This is a genomic window from Ruegeria sp. BF10 (assembly GCF_056538725.1).
In genome coordinates this window covers 82868-101809 of record NZ_JBQFTR010000001.1, presented here as the reverse complement: position 1 = coordinate 101809, position 18942 = coordinate 82868, and the positions used below count along the sequence as shown (strand labels likewise).

General features: G+C 59.9%; 22 protein-coding genes. 6 read left to right on the top strand and 16 right to left on the bottom strand.

What is annotated here, in order from left to right:
* Window positions 1–47: 47 nt before the first annotated feature.
* A complete protein-coding gene (locus ACR0DJ_RS00545; protein ID WP_425078966.1) occupies window positions 48–1694 on the bottom strand; it encodes an electron transfer flavoprotein-ubiquinone oxidoreductase in 1647 nt (548 codons plus the stop codon).
* Between the two features lie 136 nt (window positions 1695–1830).
* A complete protein-coding gene (soxR, locus tag ACR0DJ_RS00540; protein WP_170346323.1) occupies window positions 1831–2286 on the bottom strand; it encodes a redox-sensitive transcriptional activator SoxR in 456 nt (151 codons plus the stop codon).
* A gap of 86 nt (window positions 2287–2372) precedes the next feature.
* On the opposite strand from soxR, the gene ACR0DJ_RS00535 reads away from it, so the two are divergent.
* From ACR0DJ_RS00535 to ACR0DJ_RS00525, 3 genes are all read left to right on the top strand, one after another.
* Window positions 2373–2753, top strand: a complete 381-nt coding sequence (locus ACR0DJ_RS00535; RefSeq protein WP_170346322.1) for a VOC family protein — start codon at window positions 2373–2375, stop codon at window positions 2751–2753.
* Between the two features lie 231 nt (window positions 2754–2984).
* Window positions 2985–3455 carry a transcription elongation factor GreA gene (greA, locus tag ACR0DJ_RS00530; RefSeq protein ID WP_170346321.1) on the top strand — a complete coding sequence of 157 codons (471 nt, stop codon included), beginning with the start codon at window positions 2985–2987 and terminating at the stop codon, window positions 3453–3455.
* 14 nt (window positions 3456–3469) lie between these two features.
* Window positions 3470–4465, top strand: a complete 996-nt coding sequence (locus tag ACR0DJ_RS00525) for a hypothetical protein (RefSeq protein WP_425078968.1) — start codon at window positions 3470–3472, stop codon at window positions 4463–4465.
* Here ACR0DJ_RS00525 and ACR0DJ_RS00520 read toward each other — a convergent pair.
* The 6 genes from ACR0DJ_RS00520 to ACR0DJ_RS00495 are packed head-to-tail and all read right to left on the bottom strand — an operon-like array spanning window position 4462 to window position 9718.
* Entirely contained in the window at window positions 4462–5055 is a 594-nt protein-coding gene (locus tag ACR0DJ_RS00520; RefSeq protein ID WP_480683556.1) for a GNAT family N-acetyltransferase, read from the bottom strand. The two genes, ACR0DJ_RS00525 and ACR0DJ_RS00520, sit on opposite strands and share 4 nt — an antisense overlap.
* Window positions 5052–7097, bottom strand: coding sequence for a molybdopterin-binding protein (locus tag ACR0DJ_RS00515; RefSeq protein WP_480684745.1), 2046 nt, complete (start codon window positions 7095–7097; stop codon window positions 5052–5054). The genes ACR0DJ_RS00520 and ACR0DJ_RS00515 overlap by 4 nt, the downstream gene beginning before the upstream one ends.
* A 20-nt stretch (window positions 7098–7117) precedes the next feature.
* Complete coding sequence (gene mobB, locus ACR0DJ_RS00510; RefSeq protein ID WP_170346319.1) at window positions 7118–7609, bottom strand: molybdopterin-guanine dinucleotide biosynthesis protein B; 492 nt, start codon at window positions 7607–7609, stop codon at window positions 7118–7120.
* Complete coding sequence (mobA, locus tag ACR0DJ_RS00505) at window positions 7606–8250, bottom strand: molybdenum cofactor guanylyltransferase MobA (protein WP_170346318.1); 645 nt, start codon at window positions 8248–8250, stop codon at window positions 7606–7608. Before mobA ends, mobB begins: the two co-directional genes overlap by 4 nt.
* Window positions 8247–8783 (bottom strand): hypothetical protein, encoded by a 537-nt coding sequence (locus ACR0DJ_RS00500; protein ID WP_257599928.1) that lies wholly within the window; start codon window positions 8781–8783, stop codon window positions 8247–8249. Before ACR0DJ_RS00500 ends, mobA begins: the two co-directional genes overlap by 4 nt.
* Window positions 8780–9718 (bottom strand): formate dehydrogenase accessory sulfurtransferase FdhD, encoded by a 939-nt coding sequence (locus ACR0DJ_RS00495; protein WP_480686215.1) that lies wholly within the window; start codon window positions 9716–9718, stop codon window positions 8780–8782. The genes ACR0DJ_RS00500 and ACR0DJ_RS00495 overlap by 4 nt, the downstream gene beginning before the upstream one ends.
* Here ACR0DJ_RS00495 and ACR0DJ_RS00490 point away from each other — a divergent pair.
* Complete coding sequence (locus ACR0DJ_RS00490; RefSeq protein WP_170346316.1) at window positions 9717–10433, top strand: AzlC family ABC transporter permease; 717 nt, start codon at window positions 9717–9719, stop codon at window positions 10431–10433. The genes ACR0DJ_RS00495 and ACR0DJ_RS00490 overlap by 2 nt on opposite strands.
* Entirely contained in the window at window positions 10430–10762 is a 333-nt protein-coding gene (locus ACR0DJ_RS00485) for an AzlD domain-containing protein (RefSeq protein ID WP_170346315.1), read from the top strand. Before ACR0DJ_RS00490 ends, ACR0DJ_RS00485 begins: the two co-directional genes overlap by 4 nt.
* Here the strand turns inward: ACR0DJ_RS00485 and ACR0DJ_RS00480 are convergent.
* From ACR0DJ_RS00480 to ACR0DJ_RS00450, 7 genes are all read right to left on the bottom strand, one after another.
* Window positions 10751–11383: a hypothetical protein gene (locus ACR0DJ_RS00480; RefSeq protein WP_170346314.1), complete on the bottom strand. Its 633-nt coding sequence runs from the start codon at window positions 11381–11383 to the stop codon at window positions 10751–10753. The two genes, ACR0DJ_RS00485 and ACR0DJ_RS00480, sit on opposite strands and share 12 nt — an antisense overlap.
* A gap of 17 nt (window positions 11384–11400) precedes the next feature.
* The gene (locus tag ACR0DJ_RS00475; RefSeq protein WP_117870443.1) at window positions 11401–11535 is read right to left on the bottom strand and encodes an aa3-type cytochrome c oxidase subunit IV; all 135 of its coding nucleotides are present in this window, start codon (window positions 11533–11535) and stop codon (window positions 11401–11403) included.
* An 89-nt stretch (window positions 11536–11624) separates the two neighbouring features.
* Window positions 11625–12164 carry a hypothetical protein gene (locus ACR0DJ_RS00470; protein ID WP_480683555.1) on the bottom strand — a complete coding sequence of 180 codons (540 nt, stop codon included), beginning with the start codon at window positions 12162–12164 and terminating at the stop codon, window positions 11625–11627.
* A complete protein-coding gene (locus tag ACR0DJ_RS00465) occupies window positions 12151–13992 on the bottom strand; it encodes a glycerophosphodiester phosphodiesterase (protein ID WP_480683554.1) in 1842 nt (613 codons plus the stop codon). Before ACR0DJ_RS00465 ends, ACR0DJ_RS00470 begins: the two co-directional genes overlap by 14 nt.
* 56 nt (window positions 13993–14048) lie before the next feature.
* Window positions 14049–14501 carry a DUF6173 family protein gene (locus ACR0DJ_RS00460; RefSeq protein WP_170346311.1) on the bottom strand — a complete coding sequence of 151 codons (453 nt, stop codon included), beginning with the start codon at window positions 14499–14501 and terminating at the stop codon, window positions 14049–14051.
* A 4-nt stretch (window positions 14502–14505) separates the two neighbouring features.
* Window positions 14506–15552, bottom strand: a complete 1047-nt coding sequence (locus ACR0DJ_RS00455; protein WP_480683553.1) for an MBL fold metallo-hydrolase — start codon at window positions 15550–15552, stop codon at window positions 14506–14508.
* On the bottom strand, window positions 15552–17255 hold the full coding sequence (locus ACR0DJ_RS00450; RefSeq protein WP_170346309.1) for an acyl-CoA dehydrogenase: 1704 nt from the start codon (window positions 17253–17255) through the stop codon (window positions 15552–15554). Before ACR0DJ_RS00450 ends, ACR0DJ_RS00455 begins: the two co-directional genes overlap by 1 nt.
* Window positions 17256–17393: 138 nt before the next feature.
* On the opposite strand from ACR0DJ_RS00450, the gene ACR0DJ_RS00445 reads away from it, so the two are divergent.
* Window positions 17394–18344, top strand: coding sequence for an L-threonylcarbamoyladenylate synthase (locus ACR0DJ_RS00445; RefSeq protein ID WP_480683552.1), 951 nt, complete (start codon window positions 17394–17396; stop codon window positions 18342–18344).
* Here ACR0DJ_RS00445 and ACR0DJ_RS00440 read toward each other — a convergent pair whose 3' ends face one another.
* On the bottom strand, window positions 18345–18899 hold the full coding sequence (locus ACR0DJ_RS00440; RefSeq protein ID WP_152456781.1) for a YqgE/AlgH family protein: 555 nt from the start codon (window positions 18897–18899) through the stop codon (window positions 18345–18347).
* Window positions 18900–18942 lie beyond the last annotated feature (43 nt).

Sequence of the window (18942 nt, the reverse complement as noted above, 5' to 3'; positions counted from 1 at the left end):
GAGGCAATGGCAGAGCCTTCACAGCGCCGCCATTGCCCGTTTTTTGCTTACATGTTCGGATAGTTTGGACCGTCGCCGCCCTGCGGTGTGGTCCAGGTGATGTTCTGGCTGGGATCCTTGATGTCGCAGGTTTTGCAATGAACGCAGTTCTGGAAGTTGATGACGAATCGCGGACCGCTCTCATCCTCGACCACTTCATACACACCGGCCGGGCAATACCGCTGCGCCGGCTCATCGTATTTCGGCAGGTTGACCTTCACGGGGATTTCCGGATCGGCCAGACGCAGGTGGCAGGGCTGGCTTTCCTCGTGGTTCGTCGCTGCGAACGAGACATTCGTCAGACGATCGAAGGACAGCGTTCCATCCGGCTTTGGGTAATCGATTGGCTGGTGCTTGCTGGCATCCTCGGTCGATTCCGCGTCGTTCTTGCCGTGACCCAGCGTGCCGAACAGCGAAAAGCCAAACGTGTTGGTCCACATGTCCAGACCACCCAGCATCAGGCTGGCGGTCAGACCCCATTTCGACCACATCGGCTTGACATTGCGAACCTTTTTCAGGTCGGAACCAATCGCGCCATTGCGAACTTCGGTCTCGTAAACCGTCAGTTCATCGCCCGAACGCTCGGCCTTGATGGCGTCATAAGCAGCCTCGGCCGCAGCTTTGCCCGACAGCATCGCGTTGTGGTTGCCTTTGATGCGCGGCACGTTGACCATGCCCGCCGAACAGCCCAACAGCGCCACGCCCGGAGCAACCAGTTTTGGCATCGACTGATAGCCGCCTTCCGTAATCGCGCGGGCGCCGTAGGCCACGCGCTTGCCGCCTTTCAGCAGATCGGCCACCATCGGGTGGTGCTTGAACCGCTGGAACTCCATATAGGGGTACAGGTGCGGGTTCTTGTAGTTCAGGTGAACCACGAATCCGACGTAAACCTGATTGTTTTCAAGGTGATAAATGAAGGACCCGCCGCCAGCGTTGCTGCCCAACGGCCAGCCCATCGTGTGCGTCACGCTGCCTTCCTTGTGCTTGGCAGGGTCGATCTCCCAGATCTCTTTCATGCCGACACCGTATTTCTGCGGCTCTTTGCTGGCAGACAGATCGTATTTGGCAATCACTTCCTTGGACAGCGACCCACGGACACCTTCCGACAGGAAGACATATTTGCCGTGCAGCTCCATCCCCGGTTCGGTGTTGGGGCCATAGGAACCGTCTGGTTCCAGACCGAAGACACCGGCAACCACGCCTTTGACTTCGCCATTTTCGCCATAGACCATTTCCGAGCACGCCATGCCCGGGAAGATCTCGACACCCAGTTCTTCGGCCTGTTCAGCCATCCAGCGGCAGACATTGCCCATCGAAACGATGTAGTTGCCATGGTTGTGCATCAGGGGCGGCATCGGGAAGTTCGGGATACGGACCTGACCCGCCTCACCCAGCATGTAGAACTTGTCGTCTTTCACGGGCACATTCAGCGGCGCGCCTTTTTCCTTCCAGTCCGGTATCAGAGCATCCAGACCACAGGGGTCGAGAACCGCGCCTGACAGGATATGCGCGCCAACCTCCGAACCTTTTTCCAGAACCACTACGTTCAGGTCGGCATCCAGCTGTTTCAGACGGATGGCCGCAGACAGGCCCGCAGGACCTGCACCCACGATCACCACGTCGTATTCCATCGCTTCGCGTTCAATCTCGGCCATCGCGGGCTCCTTAGCTAACTTTCCGAATTGGCGCTGTCACCGCATGATCTGCGCAATTTTGTTTCACGGCTGATTACATGGTCACAAAGACATTGGTCAATCGAAACACGGCGTAACAAGGGCGCTATTCGACACATCAACCTTCCGGTGTGTCCCCCATCAGGTATCTGGGACCGCTACCATGCGATTTTGCCCGGTCATCGGGGTTGTAAAGCGCGCATTTCGGCAGGCTCAGACACCCGCATCCGATGCAGCCATCCAGATTGTCGCGCAACCGCGTCAGGGTGTCGATTCGCTGATCCAGATGGGCCCTCAGCTGTACGCTGATCGCCTTCCAGTCCTGAGGCGTCGGCGTGCGGTTTCCGGGCAGGCCCGACAACACCTGCCGGATTTCAGGCAGGGTCAGGCCGAACTGCTGCGCAATCATCACAAAGCTCAGCCGCCGAATATCGGCCCGTTGGTAACGTCGCTGCCCGCCCGCGTTGCGCCAGGGCGAAATCAAACCCTGCGCCTCGTAGTACCGGATGGCCGAAACGGCCAGACCTGTGCGCCGGGCCAATGCGCCAATCGCCAGCCCCTCTGATACCGCCATCAAACCCTCACGAGAAATACCTTGACCTAAAGTTAGGTTTAGAAATTACGCTGAGTCGGGACAAGCCAAAAAACACAGGAGATCCCATGATGGCGACGCTTGAACACACCAATTTCACTGTCCGCGACCCGCAGGCCTCGGCCGGTTGGATGCAAAAGGTCTTTGGCTGGAAAACCCGTTGGGAAGGCCCTGCAATTGCTGGTGGATACACTGTGCATGTCGGCTCGGCCCATACGTATCTGGCGCTGTACAAACCTGACGACCCGAAACAGTCGGATGAAAGCAGCTATGATGTGATCGGCGGGCTGAACCATGTCGGTGTTCTGGTCGAAGACATAGATGCCACCGAAGACAAGGTTCGCAAGGCGGGATTCGAGCCCCACAACCACGCCGATTACGAACCAGGGCGCCGGTTCTATTTCCGCGATGACAACGGGATCGAGTTCGAAGTTGTGCAATATGATTGAGATGATTTGGCTTTGCACCCCATCGCAGCGTTGGCGCAGGTCGCGGCATCCCGATCATCGGCACAGGCCCCACCCCAAATCAAAACGGCGCGAAGTCGCGAATTGATCGCTGCTGACGCTGTCACCTCTTGCAATTCACGTGGCATTTGGGTCAGGTAACTGCCAATCTAACATTCGCCCCGACGCTCCTGTGCGGCGGGGCTACTCAATTTATGCGTGGACGTAGAGAGTATGGAAAAGATCCCGATGACGCCTGCGGGCAATGCCGCGCTCGAGGCGGAGCTGAAGAACCTCAAATCCGTTGAACGCCCGGCGATCATCGAAGCCATCGCCTCGGCGCGCGAGCTGGGCGACCTGAAGGAAAACGCCGAATACCATTCTGCCCGTGAAAAACAGGGCTTCATCGAAGGTCGCATCAAGGAACTGGAAGGTATCCTGTCGCTGGCCGATGTCATCGACCCGGCAAAACTGTCGGGCGCGGTCAAGTTTGGCGCAAAAGTCACATTGGTCGACGAAGATACCGATGAAGAAAAGACCTGGCAGATCGTTGGTGAATACGAGGCCAATATCGAAAACGGCCTGCTGAACATCAAATCCCCCATCGCCCGCGCCCTGATCGGCAAAGATGAAGGGGACAGCGTCGAAGTGCGCACACCCGGCGGCGTGCGCTCTTACGAAATCCTGAGTATCGAGTACGCCTGACCGGAGCGCATGTAATGTCGGGGCCAAAACCTGACCCGGAAACCGAAAAGCCGACGTCGCTGGGCATCTATGATCGCCCGAAGACTCCGGCTGTCACCGAAATCGAGATTGCCGCACTGGTGCTCAGCCTGATCTGGCTGGTGGTGTCGGTTGTCTTTCTCGTGCTGCCCGGTCAGGGGCAGAACGGTGGCCTCGTCGTCACCTTTCTGGCTGTATTCATGCCTGTGGCGATGATCTGGGTTGCGGCCACCGCGATGCGTGCCAGTCGGGTGATGCGAGAGGAAAGCGAACGCCTGCAAACGGCAATCGACGCGATCCGGCAGGCCTATGTGGCGCAGCAGCAGCGCGCCTCCAGCACTTATGAACCTGCGGTGACCAAAAAGCTGGATGAAATCGCTGCGGCCACACGGAAAACCGAAGACGCCTTGGCAACGTTCTCGACCACACGCACAGCGCGCTCTGCCGCGGCCTCGCAGCCTTCCGCTCAGGGAGACCAGACCTCGTTGGAACTGGGGACGCCTGCGGAAGAGATCACACCACCACTGAGTACCGAGGTTTTCATCCGTGCCCTGAATTTCCCCGAAACGCAGGATGACACCGAGGGGTTCAATGCGCTGCGTGTTGCATTGAAGGACCGCAAGACGGCACAGCTTGTGCAAGCTTCGCAGGATGTTCTGACGCTGCTCAGCCAGGAAGGCATCTACATGGATGACCTGCGCCCCGACATGGCCCGGCCAGAAATCTGGCGCCAGTTCGCCCAAGGCACACGCGGGCGCGCCGTGGCGGCGCTGGGGGGTGTGCGCGACAGATCTTCATTGGCGCTGACAGCGGCCCGAATGAAGCAGGACCCGATTTTCCGCGACGCCGCGCACCATTTCCTGCGTCGGTTTGACAAGATGATAGCCGAGTTCGAACCCACGGCCAGCGATGCGGAACTGAGTGAATTGGGTGAAACCCGAACGGCACGCGCATTCATGTTGCTGGGCCGCGTGGCAGGCACGTTTGATTAATCCTGCCCGACAACCCACGACATTTTGGTCGCGCTGCGGAAATTGAACAGATACTTCAGTGGTCCGGTTTTTTCTTGACCCAGGGGCTGGAACCCCTCGCGTTCGTACAAGCTGCGGGCGCGGGGGTTTGTGTCGATGACATCAAGCTGAACCTCTGACATGTTGCGGTTGCGGGCCTCGGACTTGATGGCATTCAGCAATGCCGTGCCCACTCCTTTGCCGCGCGCCTCGGCGGCGACAAAAATACCGTCCATCTGGAACACGCCCGGTTTCAGTTCGCGCTCCAGCACGCTCAGAACCAAGGCGCGCCAGATCGCCCCGAACCATCCATAAACCCGCGCAAGGTCGGACATGCTGCCCCCTGAAAAGGCTCCCTCGCGCGTCTTGAATCCTGCCAGGCCCAGCACCCGCCCTGTTTCATCCCGCGCAACCAGCGCGAAATCCGGGTTCAATGCGATTTCAAAGAAAGCCAATCCTTTTTCGTCCGGCCCCATGACTTTGTCCAGCTTGGCCGCAAATGCCTGCCAGAACAGCGCCGCCGCCTGCGCGCGTTCCTGATCGGCGAATCCTCGTGAAATCGTGACCGTCACACGCCGAAACTTCCATAAGGAAGGAACCGGACCATATCGCCCGGTTTGACATGGCGCGCACCATCTTCGATTTCAACCAACCCTTCAGCCCAGCTGAGGCCACTGATCCGGCCTGACCCTTCCGAGTGGAAGACCTCGGCCCGCCCATCCCGCATTCTGGCACGCAGATATTCCCGACGACCGGGCTTCTTGCGCTTTTCAAAGGCGGCAGGCACTTCGAAACCTTGCGGTTCTACCCAGCCTTCACCGGACATCAGCCCCAAGGCCGGACGCGCGAAGATCAACGTACAGACCATGGCGGCAACCGGGTTTCCGGGCAGGCCGAACACCGGCACGCCGGACCACAAACCCAAAGCCAGCGGCCGCCCGGGTTTCAACGCAATGCGCCAGTGCTGCATCGCTCCGGCCTGACGCAACAGGGCCGAAACATGGTCTTCGTCACCCGCTGACGCGCCACCGCTGGTCAAAACCACATCAGCCCGTTCTGCGGACTGGTCCAATCGATCCCGCAAGGCGTCGCGATCATCCGAAACACGCCCCATGTCCACGGGCACGAAGCCCATACGTTCGATCAAGGACAGCAGCATCGGGCGGTTGGCGTCGAAAATCTGACCCGGACCCGCGCGCTCTCCGGCTTCGACCAATTCATCACCCGTAGAGACCACGGCCACGCGAAGCGGTTTGCGCACGTTGACTTCGGCGATCCCCACGGCAGACAGCAGCGCAAGATCGGCGGGGGTCAGCCTGCGCCCGGCAGAAAGAGCGATATCGCCTGCGGCCACATCTTCTCCCGCGCGCCGTGTGTTGGCGCCTTTTTTCAGCGGGCCGTGGAAGGCAATGTGGCCGTCCTTGACCGTGACATCCTCTTCCAGAATGACCGTGTCGACACCGGCAGGCAGCGCCGCCCCCGTCAGCACGCGCAAGGCACGGCCTTCAGGCACGTCACCGTCGAACGGGATCCCTGCCGCCGCGCGCCCGTCAATCAATGGCATGATCTGCGGGCCATCAGGGGCGGGACCGGCAAACCCGTACCCATCCACGGCCGTATTGGGAAGCGGCGGGTTCGAACGTCGGGCGACCACATCCCGGGCCAGAACGCGCCCGCACGCCTTGGTCAGCGCCATCGTCTCAGATGCGGTAATCGGGTGCAGCCTGTCACGCAAATAGGCCAGCGCCTCATCCACCGGTGTCCAGTTGACCCCGGCGGGCAAGGCAAAACAATCGTTCCGCAACGGGGGCGGGGCTATGTTCGGCTTGTCCTGAGGCACACCCAATATCCAACCTTCCTCTGCCGCTGAGACGTTCAATTGCGCATCCAACTCCTGCTCTGTTAAACCCGACAGAGTCAAGGCGACCTGTTCAACCTGCCAGGCATCTTTGATCCGCCCTTCCGGAGGCGCACCCAAGGTCAGAGACGGCCAGATTTCCACGAAGGCGACTGGTTTATCCACCGGTTCGAACGGCCAGACCGAGATTTGCCCGGCAAACCGATGGCGAAGCCGGTTCAGAACCGGAAGGCCCATCATCACCTGCCCGCCCACTGCACCCGCACCCGCCATCTGCCAGCAGGTGAAACTGCCCTTTGCCAAAGTCTCCACGGCACGACGGTTCGGGAACGGGTTGGAATAGTCCGATTTGGTGCGTGGCAGGCCGTCAATATCTCGGCGCAGTCCATTCATCCAGAACGGGCCACGGCCGCCAAACTGAAGGTTGATCCGACCCGCCAGATCAAAGCGGTTGTTGGCCTTCGGGGAATCCTCGATATGTTGGTCGAACCAATCCCACAACGCCAGCGGATCGTCCGTTCCGGTCATCGCCCGCGCGAAGCCGCATGGATATCCAAAAGGAAAATCGAACCCAAGAAGCAGACGGCGACCGGCCATCAGTTCGGCGTGGATCAGAGCATCCAACCATTGCTCTGCAACCAGCCTGTTACGCAGGTATTCGGGGTCAAGCACTTTCCCATTACGTACAATGCAGGCCCAGATCGCATCCTTGCGCGGGGTCGGTCCGGTGTCGTTTCCGCCAGACCAATCCACCATTGCAAAGGTCTGGAACAGGCTCACAATCCGACCTCCTTCAGGATGAAATCCGCGACGCCGGCAGTGTCGTTCAAGTCAAAAACCGGGCGGTCCAGATCCAGCGCGGTGTCGCTGGCCACCGCGCGGATGGTGCCGTTTTCCGGTGCCATCAGCGCATTGCCCGCCGCTGCGCGATACGCTTCGATCTTGGGGTGGTCCTCGCGCTTGAACCCTTCGACCAACACCAGATCGACCGGCGAGAGCCGCGCCAGCAGCTCGGCCAGCGGCGGTTCAGGCGCGCCCCGCAATTCCTGCATCAAAGCAATACGTTGCCCCGAGGCAAGCAATACCTCGCTGGCCCCTGCCACGCGGTGCCGGTGACTGTCCGTGCCCGGCTGATCCACATCGACGCTGTGATGCGCGTGCTTGACCGTAGAGACCGCGAATCCCCGGCCTGTGATCTCGGCCACCAGCCGTTCCATCAGCCCGGTTTTGCCGGCATTCTTCCAGCCCGTGACGCCGTAAACCCTCATGCCTGCTCCAACAAGGTTCGGGCGCGATCCAGATCTTCAGGCGTGTTGACGTTGAAGAAAGGATCGAACGGGTCGGCGCTGAACAAAGCCTCGCGCCCGTCATGTTTGTCGGTCCACAGCACCACCTTGCGCAACCCGTCCATCAGCGCCGCCCGCAGATCATCGCGCAGCGCAACGGGCCAAAGCCCGAATGTCGGGTGTCGGTTGACCCGCTTGCCGCCACCGGATTTCAGCGCCTCGTCACCCGTACGCGGCGTGGTGGCCAAGACCAATGGGTGTACCTGCCCTTCCGCAGCCTGCGTCAGTCGCGCCACCAGATCGCGCGGGAAAAATGGCGTGTCCGCAGCAGCTGTCACGATGCTGTCCGCCCCCTGCTCTGCCGCCCAGTCGAGCCCGGCCAGCACACCGGCCAGAGGCCCGGCGAACCCTTCGATCGTATCAGGCAGGACGGGCAGGCCCAGATCAGCGAACCGCCCAGGGTCGCCATTGGCGTTCAGCGCCAGCCCATCGACCTGTGGCGCAAGCCTGTTGATCACATGAGACAGCAGGCTCTGCCCCCCGATCTGCAACAGGCCCTTGTCGCCGCCGCCCATACGGGTGGCCTGCCCGCCTGCGAGAATGACGCCAAGCGGTTTGGTCATGATGGGTCCTCGATGTCCGGCCATTTTCGAAATTTCTCCAGCGGTGTGAAAATCCAAACCCCGCTGCCCGCACCCAGCAAGATGAAACACAGGCTCAAAGGAAGTCCGGAAAAACCGGCCAAGACATGGCTCAAGCGAATGAAAGCGAAAAAGAGCACCAAAACCGCCACTGGCGCGAAAAACGACCAGAAATAGCACCGATACCTGCGGAGTGATCGTCGGATCTCGTCGGGTAATACAACTGAGTCCGGTAAACCTTGAAGGAGGATTCGTTGCAATACGGCGCTTTGTTTTTGCACCGCCAATCCCCAAGCCGTCCACCCCATCCGGAATGGGGCAAACAGGTCAAATGTGCCGATATAGTCTCTTGCTTCCCATCCCAATCGATCCAGAGTTTCTTCGTCCAACCGCGCCATGCCGTCTACGATTGTCCGTTTGCTGCGTGCGTAGTTTCGCGCAGCAAGAATGCTCAGCGGCAAGATACCGACCGTCACAACAAACAGGAAAAAGGGTCTAAGGGTTTCCAAAATCATCCTGCACTTTTCCGGCGGTGTTTCCTGTCTTCGACAGCAACGGTTGACGGATCCACGTCGCGCAGCAGGCGGTCGTCGCCCGACAGGCAGACAAAGCGCTGCCCGCGCATCCGGCCGATCAGCGTCAGCCCAACCTCGCGCGCGATCTCGACACCCCATGCGGTGAAGCCCGAGCGAGAGGCCAAAACCGGGATTCCCATCATCGCCGTTTTGATCACCATCTCGGATGTCAGGCGACCGGTGGTATAGAGGATCTTGTCCTCCGCCGCCTCATTCTCGGACAACATCCAGCCTGCAATCTTGTCGACGGCGTTATGACGGCCCACGTCTTCCATATATACCAGCGGGCGGTTTTCGCGGCACAAAACAGTGCCGTGGATTGCCCCGGCCTCGAGGTACAGCGACGGAGTGCGGTTGATTTTGGACGCCAGGTCGTACAGCCACGACGTCCGCACCTGAACCTGCGGCAATTGCACGTCTTCAAGACCTTCCATCATGTCGCCAAACACCGTACCTACGGCACATCCGCTGGTGCGGGTCTTTTTCTTCAGCTTGTCCTCGTAAGACGTCTGGCGCGCGGTGCGGACAATCACGGTTTCAAGATCGTCGTCATATTCCACGCGCGTGATTTCGTCATCCGCCAGCAGCATCCCCTGATTGCGCAGAAAGCCCAGCGCCAGGTATTCGGGATAATCGCCAATCGTCATCGCCGTCACGATTTCCTGCGAATTGAGGAATATGGTCAGCGGGCGTTCCTCGACCACGGATATCTGGCTGATTTCACCGATCTGATCCACACCCTCGACCGCGCGGGTCAGGCGTGTCGCGCCCGGATCAGGGGCGATAAGATAGTCCGACAGATTGAATTCCGTGGCCAATTGCAACCCCTTCCCAAGACAGTTACTGCTGCACGCATCACCATAGGATTTAGACATGGCCTCTGCCACATCCAAGTCATACTTCTGGAAAGGTTTTCGGGACGGGACGCCGTTTATCTTCGTCGCCGTGCCCTTTGGCCTTCTGTTCGGTGTTTTCGCAACCGAAGCCGGGCTGACCCTTGTCCAGACGATGGCCTTTACATCGACCGTTTTTGCCGGAGCAGCGCAGTTCGCGGCCCTGCAACTGTTGCAGGACAACACTCCGACCGTGATCATCATAATCTCGGCGCTGGCGGTGAATCTGCGCATGGCGATGTATTCCGCATCACTGACACCTTACCTGGGTTCCGCGCCCATGTGGCAGCGTGCCTTTGCGGCATATCTGACCGTGGATCAATCTTATGCCTGCTCCATCGTGCGGTTCGAGAAAGAGCCCGACCTGTCAGTGCCGCAACGCATGGCCTATTTCGTGGGCTCTGTCACGCCGATCACACCGCTCTGGATTCTGGGTACGTATCTGGGCGCAGTGCTGGGTGCGCAAATACCGGAAAGCTGGGCGCTGGATTTTGCCCTGCCTATCACCTTTCTGGCCATGATAGGGCCGATGATGCGGACCTTTGCACATGTGGTCGCGGCCCTTGTGGCCATCACGGTATCGTTGCTGACCGTCGCAATCCCGTTCAATCTGGGTCTGTTGATTGCCGGATGCGCTGGAATGATTGCCGGAGCGCAAGCGGAACTGATCCTCGAACGTGGAAAGACGCAGTCATGACGCAGCCGGATTCCGTCACCATCTGGGCCATTATCATCGGGCTTGCCATCGGCAGCTATGCGCTGCGCTTTGTTTTTATCGGTTTTGTAGGTGATCGCCCGATGCCGCCCTGGCTGCTGCGTCACCTGCGATATACAGCGGTGGCCATCCTTCCTGCATTGATCGCGCCGCTTGTTGTCTGGCCATCGGCCACCGAAGGACAGCCCGATCTGCCCCGCATGTCGGCGGCGGCTGTTGCCCTGGTGGTCGGAGTGATCAGCAAAAACGTGCTGGCGGCCATCTTTTCCGGGGCCGCCACGCTCTATGGTCTGCTGTATCTACTGAGTTGAGGAAGCGTTCAGCTGGTTGAGACGCGCATTGTTTGCCGCCAAACCTTTTTGCAGATCCGCATCGTCATTTTCCCGGTATTCTTCGGTCACGACGCCCGGAATCTGTGCGAACTGTTCCGACAACTTCACCGGATAGAACGTCACATCGATCTGCTCGAACCCCGGCACCTGTTTCAAAAGTTGCGATGTCGCATTGGTGCAGAACGCGCCAGCCACCGGACCGGATTGTTTTGCCAGTTGCAAGGCGATTTCAGCCTGTTGCGGGCTCACCTGGATGGTCTGTATGCGGGCATAATGCGTCTCGCGCGCGTGCGAACTGCGATAGGCCCGCTCGACCGCCGGGGTAATGCCGTAAAGCACATCATCCTTCACCGGAACCACATCCGCCCGGAACGAACCGGCAGGGTCAAAGATCACCCGCTCGCTGCCCGAAATCATCAGCGACGTATGTGCGCCCGATCCGGTGCGAGTGCTGATCATCGTGTACAGCGTCAGCGTCGATGGCCCCGGATCACGGTAGGACCGGGACACGATTTCGTTCCGATCCGCCTGCGGACGGCTTGAATTGGCGCAACCCGCCACTGTCGCTGCCAGCAAGCAGGCAATCAATATCCTGAGCAAGTCAGCCCCCGAAACGATTAGGAGGCGAATACCGCCAGGAACAGGCACAGAAAGGCAATGGCGACCACACACCACGTGGTGGCTTTGATGAAACCGTTGAATGTCTTGGTTTGGACCGTGATGTCCATTTCGCCGTGCTTGTATTCAGCCATGAGTCTCAGATTCCCAATTCGCGTGTTTGATCTGTTGGATAATGGAAAACACAACGCCTGTCACCACGTCATTCGCGCGCAGGGCGCTGTTACTTGAGAACCGAACAACCGAGATACCCGAAACCCCACCGCCAGGGCAGGCCGCTGCACGGCCCGCCACCGAATCGCACCGCCCCATACATTGCATCCGCAGTTATCGCGTGCACGCTGCGAATCTGGTCAGGTGTCATGTCGTACCGGTCGGCATAATCTTCTGCATGACGGTCTCCGTGCTCTACCACACAGGCGTGCAAGGCGTCATCCGCAGCCAGACGTGCGTCAAAGCTTTCCTCGGCCGTCTCCGCTCCTCCTGCATTGTGATAAGCCCGGTCATGGGTCACGCAGCAGTACTCCCACGGGGGGTGCTCTTGATACAGCTCGCCGACTTGTGGGAACTGCTTTGCCACCCAGCGCCAACTGGCTGACAACCCGCCCGAACAGCCATCGGTTTCAAACGACGTCAGTTCGGCGCCCTCGCTTTGCTCGATCAGGGCGCGGTGGCCCGGCATTTCAAGTCCGCGCATCAGATCCTGAGCCCATGCCGACAGCGGCAGCATGACCAGAAACAACGCCAGTTCAAGGGCTTTCATCGCGCATCGCCTCTGTATCGACCTGCAATCCGAACGTAGTGGCCAGCCACAGCAACAGCCGCTCGCCCGGCCCCATTTCAGCGCGTACACGCAAAACCTCATTGGCCATGGCCGGACGGTCAGTGATCAGACCATCCACCCCCATCGAGGCCATTCTGGACATCTGCAACGGATCATTCACCGTCCAGACGTAGATATCCTTACCGGCGTCCTGCACCTTGCGGATCAGCCCGGGTGTCACCATGCCTGCATTGACGGCGACAAATTCGCCTTCCAGCCCCGACAGATCCCCAATGGCCGTGGCCGCCAACACACCGGAGCGCCAGTCGGGCCGCACCTTTTCCATCTTTTGCACGGCCGGGTATTTCAGCGACATGGTGGCAACGTCGTTCTGCATCCCAAGCTCTTCGACAAGGCCGATCACCCGGTTTTCCAGATCGACGTCGTGACCATAGTATTTCAGCTCGATAAGGACCTTGGACTTGCCCCTGGCCGCTTCCAGAACCTCTCGCAGGGTCGGGGTCCGCTCTGCGGCGTATTCCGGCCCGAACCAGCTTCCAATGTCGATATCAGCCACATCCTGCATCGTCGCATCCCAGACCTTCAGGTTGACGCCGGCCAACTTCATGAAATCGCTGTCATGGGCCACGACAACCACATCATCCGCCGTTTCCTGAACGTCTATCTCAACCCAGTCCGCACCATCCTCGATCGCTTTCAGGACCGAGGCCATTGTGTTTTCCGGTCGCAAAGCCGCAGCACCCCGGTGACCGATGACCTCGGCATGATCCGGCGCCTGCACCCGTTCCAGCAGGCTTTGGCCAAACCAAAGGCCAATGCCCAATGCCGCAAGGGCCGCTGCGACAGTCACAAGTACCGGTACGCGGATCCTTCGGGGTTCGGGATGGGGAACCTCTTTTGTCTCGGCTTCGAAAAACGCGTCCAGCAAGACCGCCAGCGCGCCCAGCGCCGTTGCCGCCAGAACCAATCCCGCCAAGGACCAAAGCCCCGCGATGATCAGGCTGAGGATCAATGCCAGTCTGAGACTGCCGCCTTCCTGCACCGGCACAACCGCAAACAACAGACTGGCCACCGCCGCAATCAAAGCCGCAATCACAAGCCGCAGTCCCAGCCAAAGGGCAAGCTCGATCTTCAAACGACCGCGCTTGCCTTCCATCTTTTGTTCACTTTTCGCGAATGCTCCGCGTGGTGAGGCCCCTTCAAACAGAACCAGATGCAGCGCCAGCGCCCACCCGGACAGACGGCGGATCAACACCCATGCCAACGCGAGACCGACAAGCCCGATCAGAACCACGGCCACCTGAAAGGCCGGAGGGTGGAATGTCAGGTAATAATTGATGTCAAATTCCGTCAGCGTCCACCATGCGATCAACCCCGCGATGGCCACAAATGGCAAGGCAAGCAGCAGAACGCGCAGAATGAAACGAACGGCAAACCCGAACAGCGCCGGAAAGCGGGACAGGTTCAGTGCCAGCGCCGCGCTTCCTGCGCGCCAGGGGTCGCCTTCCCCCATACGCAAGGACCCGGCCATGACCGCGAACACAAGCACCTCGGCCAGCAAGAACAGACTGAGCACCGTGACACCCGCGATGAACCCGGCAGGAGACAGCAGGAACATCGCAATGTCCTGATCGGTCAGAGCGGTCTGATTAGACAGAGAGACCGCCAGATTGACGGCCACGGCCACACCCGGCGCGATCAGCGCCACCAACAGCAAGCGCACAGCGATGTAGATTGGCACAAAGACACGGCGCCGGGCCCAAGCCTCGGCGTAGGCATGTGTTACTGCTTGAAAAAATCGTGTCACGTGGGCGCCTCCGGACTGATGCAGTCATTCAAAGGCGCGCAGGCGTGAATTGCAAGTCAGCTGTCTTCCAGATCCGCCGCCAGACGGAAACCGATGCGGTTGGCGGGTTTGTCCTCGACCGATTTGGGCAGGGCGCGCAACATCACGTTCAACTGACTAACATGCTGCACCAGTTGCGTACGGGCCCCGGTTCCGTCAGATCCGTAAAAGGTGATCATGTCGGGGTCGAAATACCCCATCCCTTCGATCCGCATGACGCCGGCATCGCCGCCGGTAAAGCCCATGGCGACTTCGTGATCGCCGTCCAGCGTCTTTTCAAAGTTCTGGATATACATGATCAGACGTTCGTAAGCCCATTGCGCCGGGCTTTTGTTGGCAACAGGCTTTTTCAACCCTTCGGGCAGGTCCTTGGCACCGGATTCGGCATTGGGATCCGCGTGCACCTCGTGACACCGCGGTAAAGCGGCGGCTTCGGCGGCCTCGGCCGAGGTTTCGATCTGGTCCTGCATTCTTCTACCCTTTGCGCTGATACAGCCATGCCCCGTCATCGCGTTGCGTCCGGGTTACTGCACCAATGTGGTAGAGATGATTCACATGCGCAACCGCCTCAACCAGCGCAAGCCCATATTCGCCTTCGCGGATCGTGCGTTTGAACAGTGGCGGAAAACAATCTGCGGCCGCCCTGGGTTGATCCAGATGCTTCAACAGGCGATCCAACGCGCCATGGTGGTTGTCGATCAGCTGTTTCATCCTAAGCGGCAGGCCCGAAAACGGCAGCTTGTGCCCGCCCAGAACCAGATGATCGGGCCGGGCATGGGCCTGCAACCGCTCGCAGGCTTCCAGCCACGCTGAAACCGGATCGGCCATCGGTTCCGTGGCATAGACGCCCAGATTGGGACTGATCGAGCTGAGAATCTGATCGCCGCTCAACACCAGATTGTCGTCACGGCTCCAGAAGGTGGCGTGTTCCGGCGCGTGGCCGTTGCCCATATGAACGTCCCAGTCGCGCCCACCCATTCGGATCACGTCGCCCTGCTTGATCCGGGTAAAGCCCAGTGGCATGGGATAGACCGTGTCGGCAAAGTTGAAGGGGCGATCCTTCATCCGCGCATTCAGAACCTGGGGCGCCATGCCGGCGCTGCGATAGAAATCAAGCGTCTCCTGCGGCCATGTTTCCTGCACATCCAGAGTCAGCATCCGCGCAAACAGCCATGAAGTGCGGCTTGTGACCAGTTCGGCCCCGTGTTCCGACTGAAACCACCCGGCATTGCCGACATGGTCAGGATGATGATGCGTCACCACCACACGGGTGATCGGTTTGCCTTTCAAAGGCCCGCCCATCAGGGTTTCCCAGATACGCCGCGTCTTGTTCGACGACAGCCCGGTGTCAATCACCGTCCAACCTTCGCCATCGTCCAGCGCGTAGATATTGACGTGATCCAGCGCCATAGGAAGAGGCAGGCGCATCCACAGGACGCCCTCGGCAACCTCGATGGCTTCACCCGGCGCGGGCGGTTCAGCCCACGGATATCTGATCCCCGATACGCGATCCCCGTCCATCACGCCGCCAATTCATCCGGGCTGAGCGAAAAGAGGTCATCCGCACCGCTTTGCACCCGCGCCAGAAGGCCGGAATGCTCGGGCAACAAAGCGTTGATGTAGTACCGCGCCAGTTTGGCCCGTGGTCCATCCGGATCGGCCAGTGCCGCGGACAGGTGATAGTGCCCGCCAAGCACCCGGGCAAACGCCAGAAGATATGCCGTTGCGCCTGCAAACCGATCGTTCATGTCGTCCTGCGCCACCAACCATTCGGTTGCCTCGCGCAGGGTTTCCGTGGCCTCCCACACTGGACCGGCCAGATCGGGCATCGTCGCACGCGCGTGCTCTGCCTGTTCTTCGATCTCGTCCAGAAGGTTCGACGCCGCCTCGCCCCCGTCCATCATTTTGCGCGCAACAAGGTCCATGGCCTGAATGCCGTCGGTTCCCTCGTAGATCGCGGTTACGCGAACATCGCGGGAATACTGCGCCGCACCTGTTTCTTCGACAAAGCCCATGCCGCCATGCACCTGCACGCCGGTTTCGGCCACGCGTATTCCGGTCCGGGCCCCAAAGTTTTTGCCGATTGGCGTCAACAACGCAGCCCGCGCGGCCCAATCGGCGTCGCCGGTGGCTTTCGCCATATCAATCGCGGTCGCGTTGGCCAGAAGAATCGCCCGAGCTGCAAAGATATCGGCGCGCATATCCATGATCATGCGACGCACATCCGCATGATCGATGATCGTACCCGAAGGCGTCCTGCCCTGCTTGCGTTCCAGCGCATAGGCCAAAGCGTGCTGATAGGCGCCTTCCGCAACGCCCACACCCTGGCCACCCACGCCCAGGCGGGCGTTGTTCATCATGGTAAACATGGCCGCCATACCACCATGTTCCTTACCGACAAGCCATCCTTTGGCGCCCTCATATTGCATCACGCAGGTGGGTGAGCCGTGCAGACCCATCTTGTGTTCGACAGATACAACCTTCAGGTCGTTGGCCACGCCGGGATTGCCATCCGAATCGGGGATGTATTTCGGCACCAGAAACAAGGAAATGCCCTTGGTGCCGGGCACACCGTCCGGCAGGCGGGCCAGAACCAGATGGCAGATATTTTCGGCAAAGTCGTTATCGCCCCAGGAAATGAAGATCTTCTGCCCGGTCACCGAGTATGTGCCATCACCGTTTGGTTCAGCCTTCGAGGTCAGCGCCCCCACATCCGATCCGGCCTGCGCTTCGGTCAGGTTCATGGTGGCTGACCATTCGCCGGAAATCATTTTGGGCAGATACAGCGACTTCAGTTCGTCGCTGGCGTGATGTTCCAACGCCTCGATCTGGCCCTGCGCCATCAGCGGAGCCAGTTGCAACGACAGGCAAGCGGCGCTCATCATCTCGTTCACGGCAGTGGTGACAGCCATCGGCAGGCCCATACCGCCATATTCAGGATCAGCGCTGATCCCGATCCACCCGCCTTCGGCAATCGCCTTCCAGCCATCGGCATAACCCGGAGAGCTGCGCAGCACGCCATTTTCAAGCCGCGCCGGTTCCAGATCACCGGCACGCTGCAACGGGGCCAGAACTTCTTCGCTCATCTTGGCCGCTTCGGTCAGGATGGCCGTGACGACATCGGCGCTGGCATCTGCGAAAGTCTCGGTGGCGGCGACCTGGTCGAACCCGACGACATGGTCCAGCAGAAATTGATAATCTGAGATTGGGGCGCGATATGGCATGATTTCTCTCGGGGTCTAACGGATCAGAATACATCGGCGGGCTTGGAATCAAATGCAAGCGCCGGTAAGCGTGTGGGCCTGAACCGATTACCTACCTTTCCTCAAGTTCCAGGCAACCAAAACGCGGCGTCATCAGATATGATCTCATCCGGCACACAGGAATTGACGGCAGATCCCGGCGGCATCGCGCAAGCTGCCGATTTTTTGCGCCAAGGGCTTCTGGTCGCCTTTCCGACCGAAACGGTCTATGGCCTTGGCGGCGACGCCCGCAACGGTCAGGCCGTCGCATCGATCTACGAGGCCAAGGGACGGCCCAGCTTCAATCCGCTGATCGCCCATGTCGCCTCGGTCGAAGCGGCACAGCGGTTTGTGCAATGGTCGGATCAGGCCGAGCAGCTGGCACAGGCCTTCTGGCCCGGTCCTCTGACCCTGGTTTTGCCTTTGCGCGAAGGACACGGGATTTCCTCACTGGTGACCGCCGGGCTGGACACTCTGGCCGTGCGCGTGCCCGCGCATCCGACGGCGCGTGCGCTGCTGGCCGACTTTGACGGACCGGTCGCGGCCCCCTCGGCAAACCCCTCGGGTCAGATCAGCCCCACGACGGCGGCTCATGTGTGGTCCGGTCTTGGCGGAAAGATCGCGGCTGTTCTGGACGACGGCCCCTGTGCGGTGGGTCTGGAATCCACCATTGTCGGTCTGGCCGGAGAGCCCACATTGCTGCGTCCGGGTGGCGTTGCGTTGGACCGGGTCGAAAGCGTGCTGAACATGCGACTGCACCTGCATCAATCCGGCGATCTGCTGACCGCTCCGGGACAGTTGCAGTCGCATTATGCGCCGGATGCGCCTGTTCGCCTGAATGCCACGGCCCGTCAGGGCGATGAGGTTCTGCTGGGCTTCGGACCAGTGGATTGCGACCTGAACCTGTCTGCCGAAGGACGTCTGACCGAGGCGGCCGCGAACCTCTTTGCAGCCCTTCACAGGCTGAACGAGACCGGCCGACCAATTGCCGTATCTCCGATCCCGAACACCGGATTGGGGGCTGCAATCAATGACAGGTTGCGCCGCGCCGCCGCACCACGCGACAGCTGATCAGGCCCGGCCAGCGCTGGCGGACAACGTCAGAGGATCCACACCGAGCGTCGCCAACGCAGCTTCCCATTTTTCGTCATCGGGCACGTCGAAGACAAGTTTCGTCGTGGCTTCGGTGGTCAGCCAGCCGTTCATGGCAATTTCGTCCTCAAGCTGACCTGGCCCCCAGCCGGAATAGCCCAGCGTTAGCATCGAATTCAGCGGTCCGCTGCCAGACGCCAGATCTTCAAGCACATCCAGCGTCGCCGTCATGCTGAAATCTGCGGAAATATGCATCGAATGCAGATTGGCCTCATAGTCGGCGCTGTGCAGGACAAATCCGCGCGACATCTCGACCGGGCCACCGAAATGCACAAGGCGCTCTCCGATGACCGGGATACGACAGGCGATGTTCAGTTGCCCCAGCAACGTCTTGATTCGCAGATCCGAAGGCTTGTTCACGATCAATCCCATGGCGCCATCGTCGCCATGGCTGCACATATACACTACCGAATGGTCGAATCGCGGATCGCCCATTCCGGGCATCGCAATCAACAGTTTTCCGGTCAGGTCCATGGGCCGTCATCTCTTTGTCAGTTCACGTCAACAATGGCCCCGC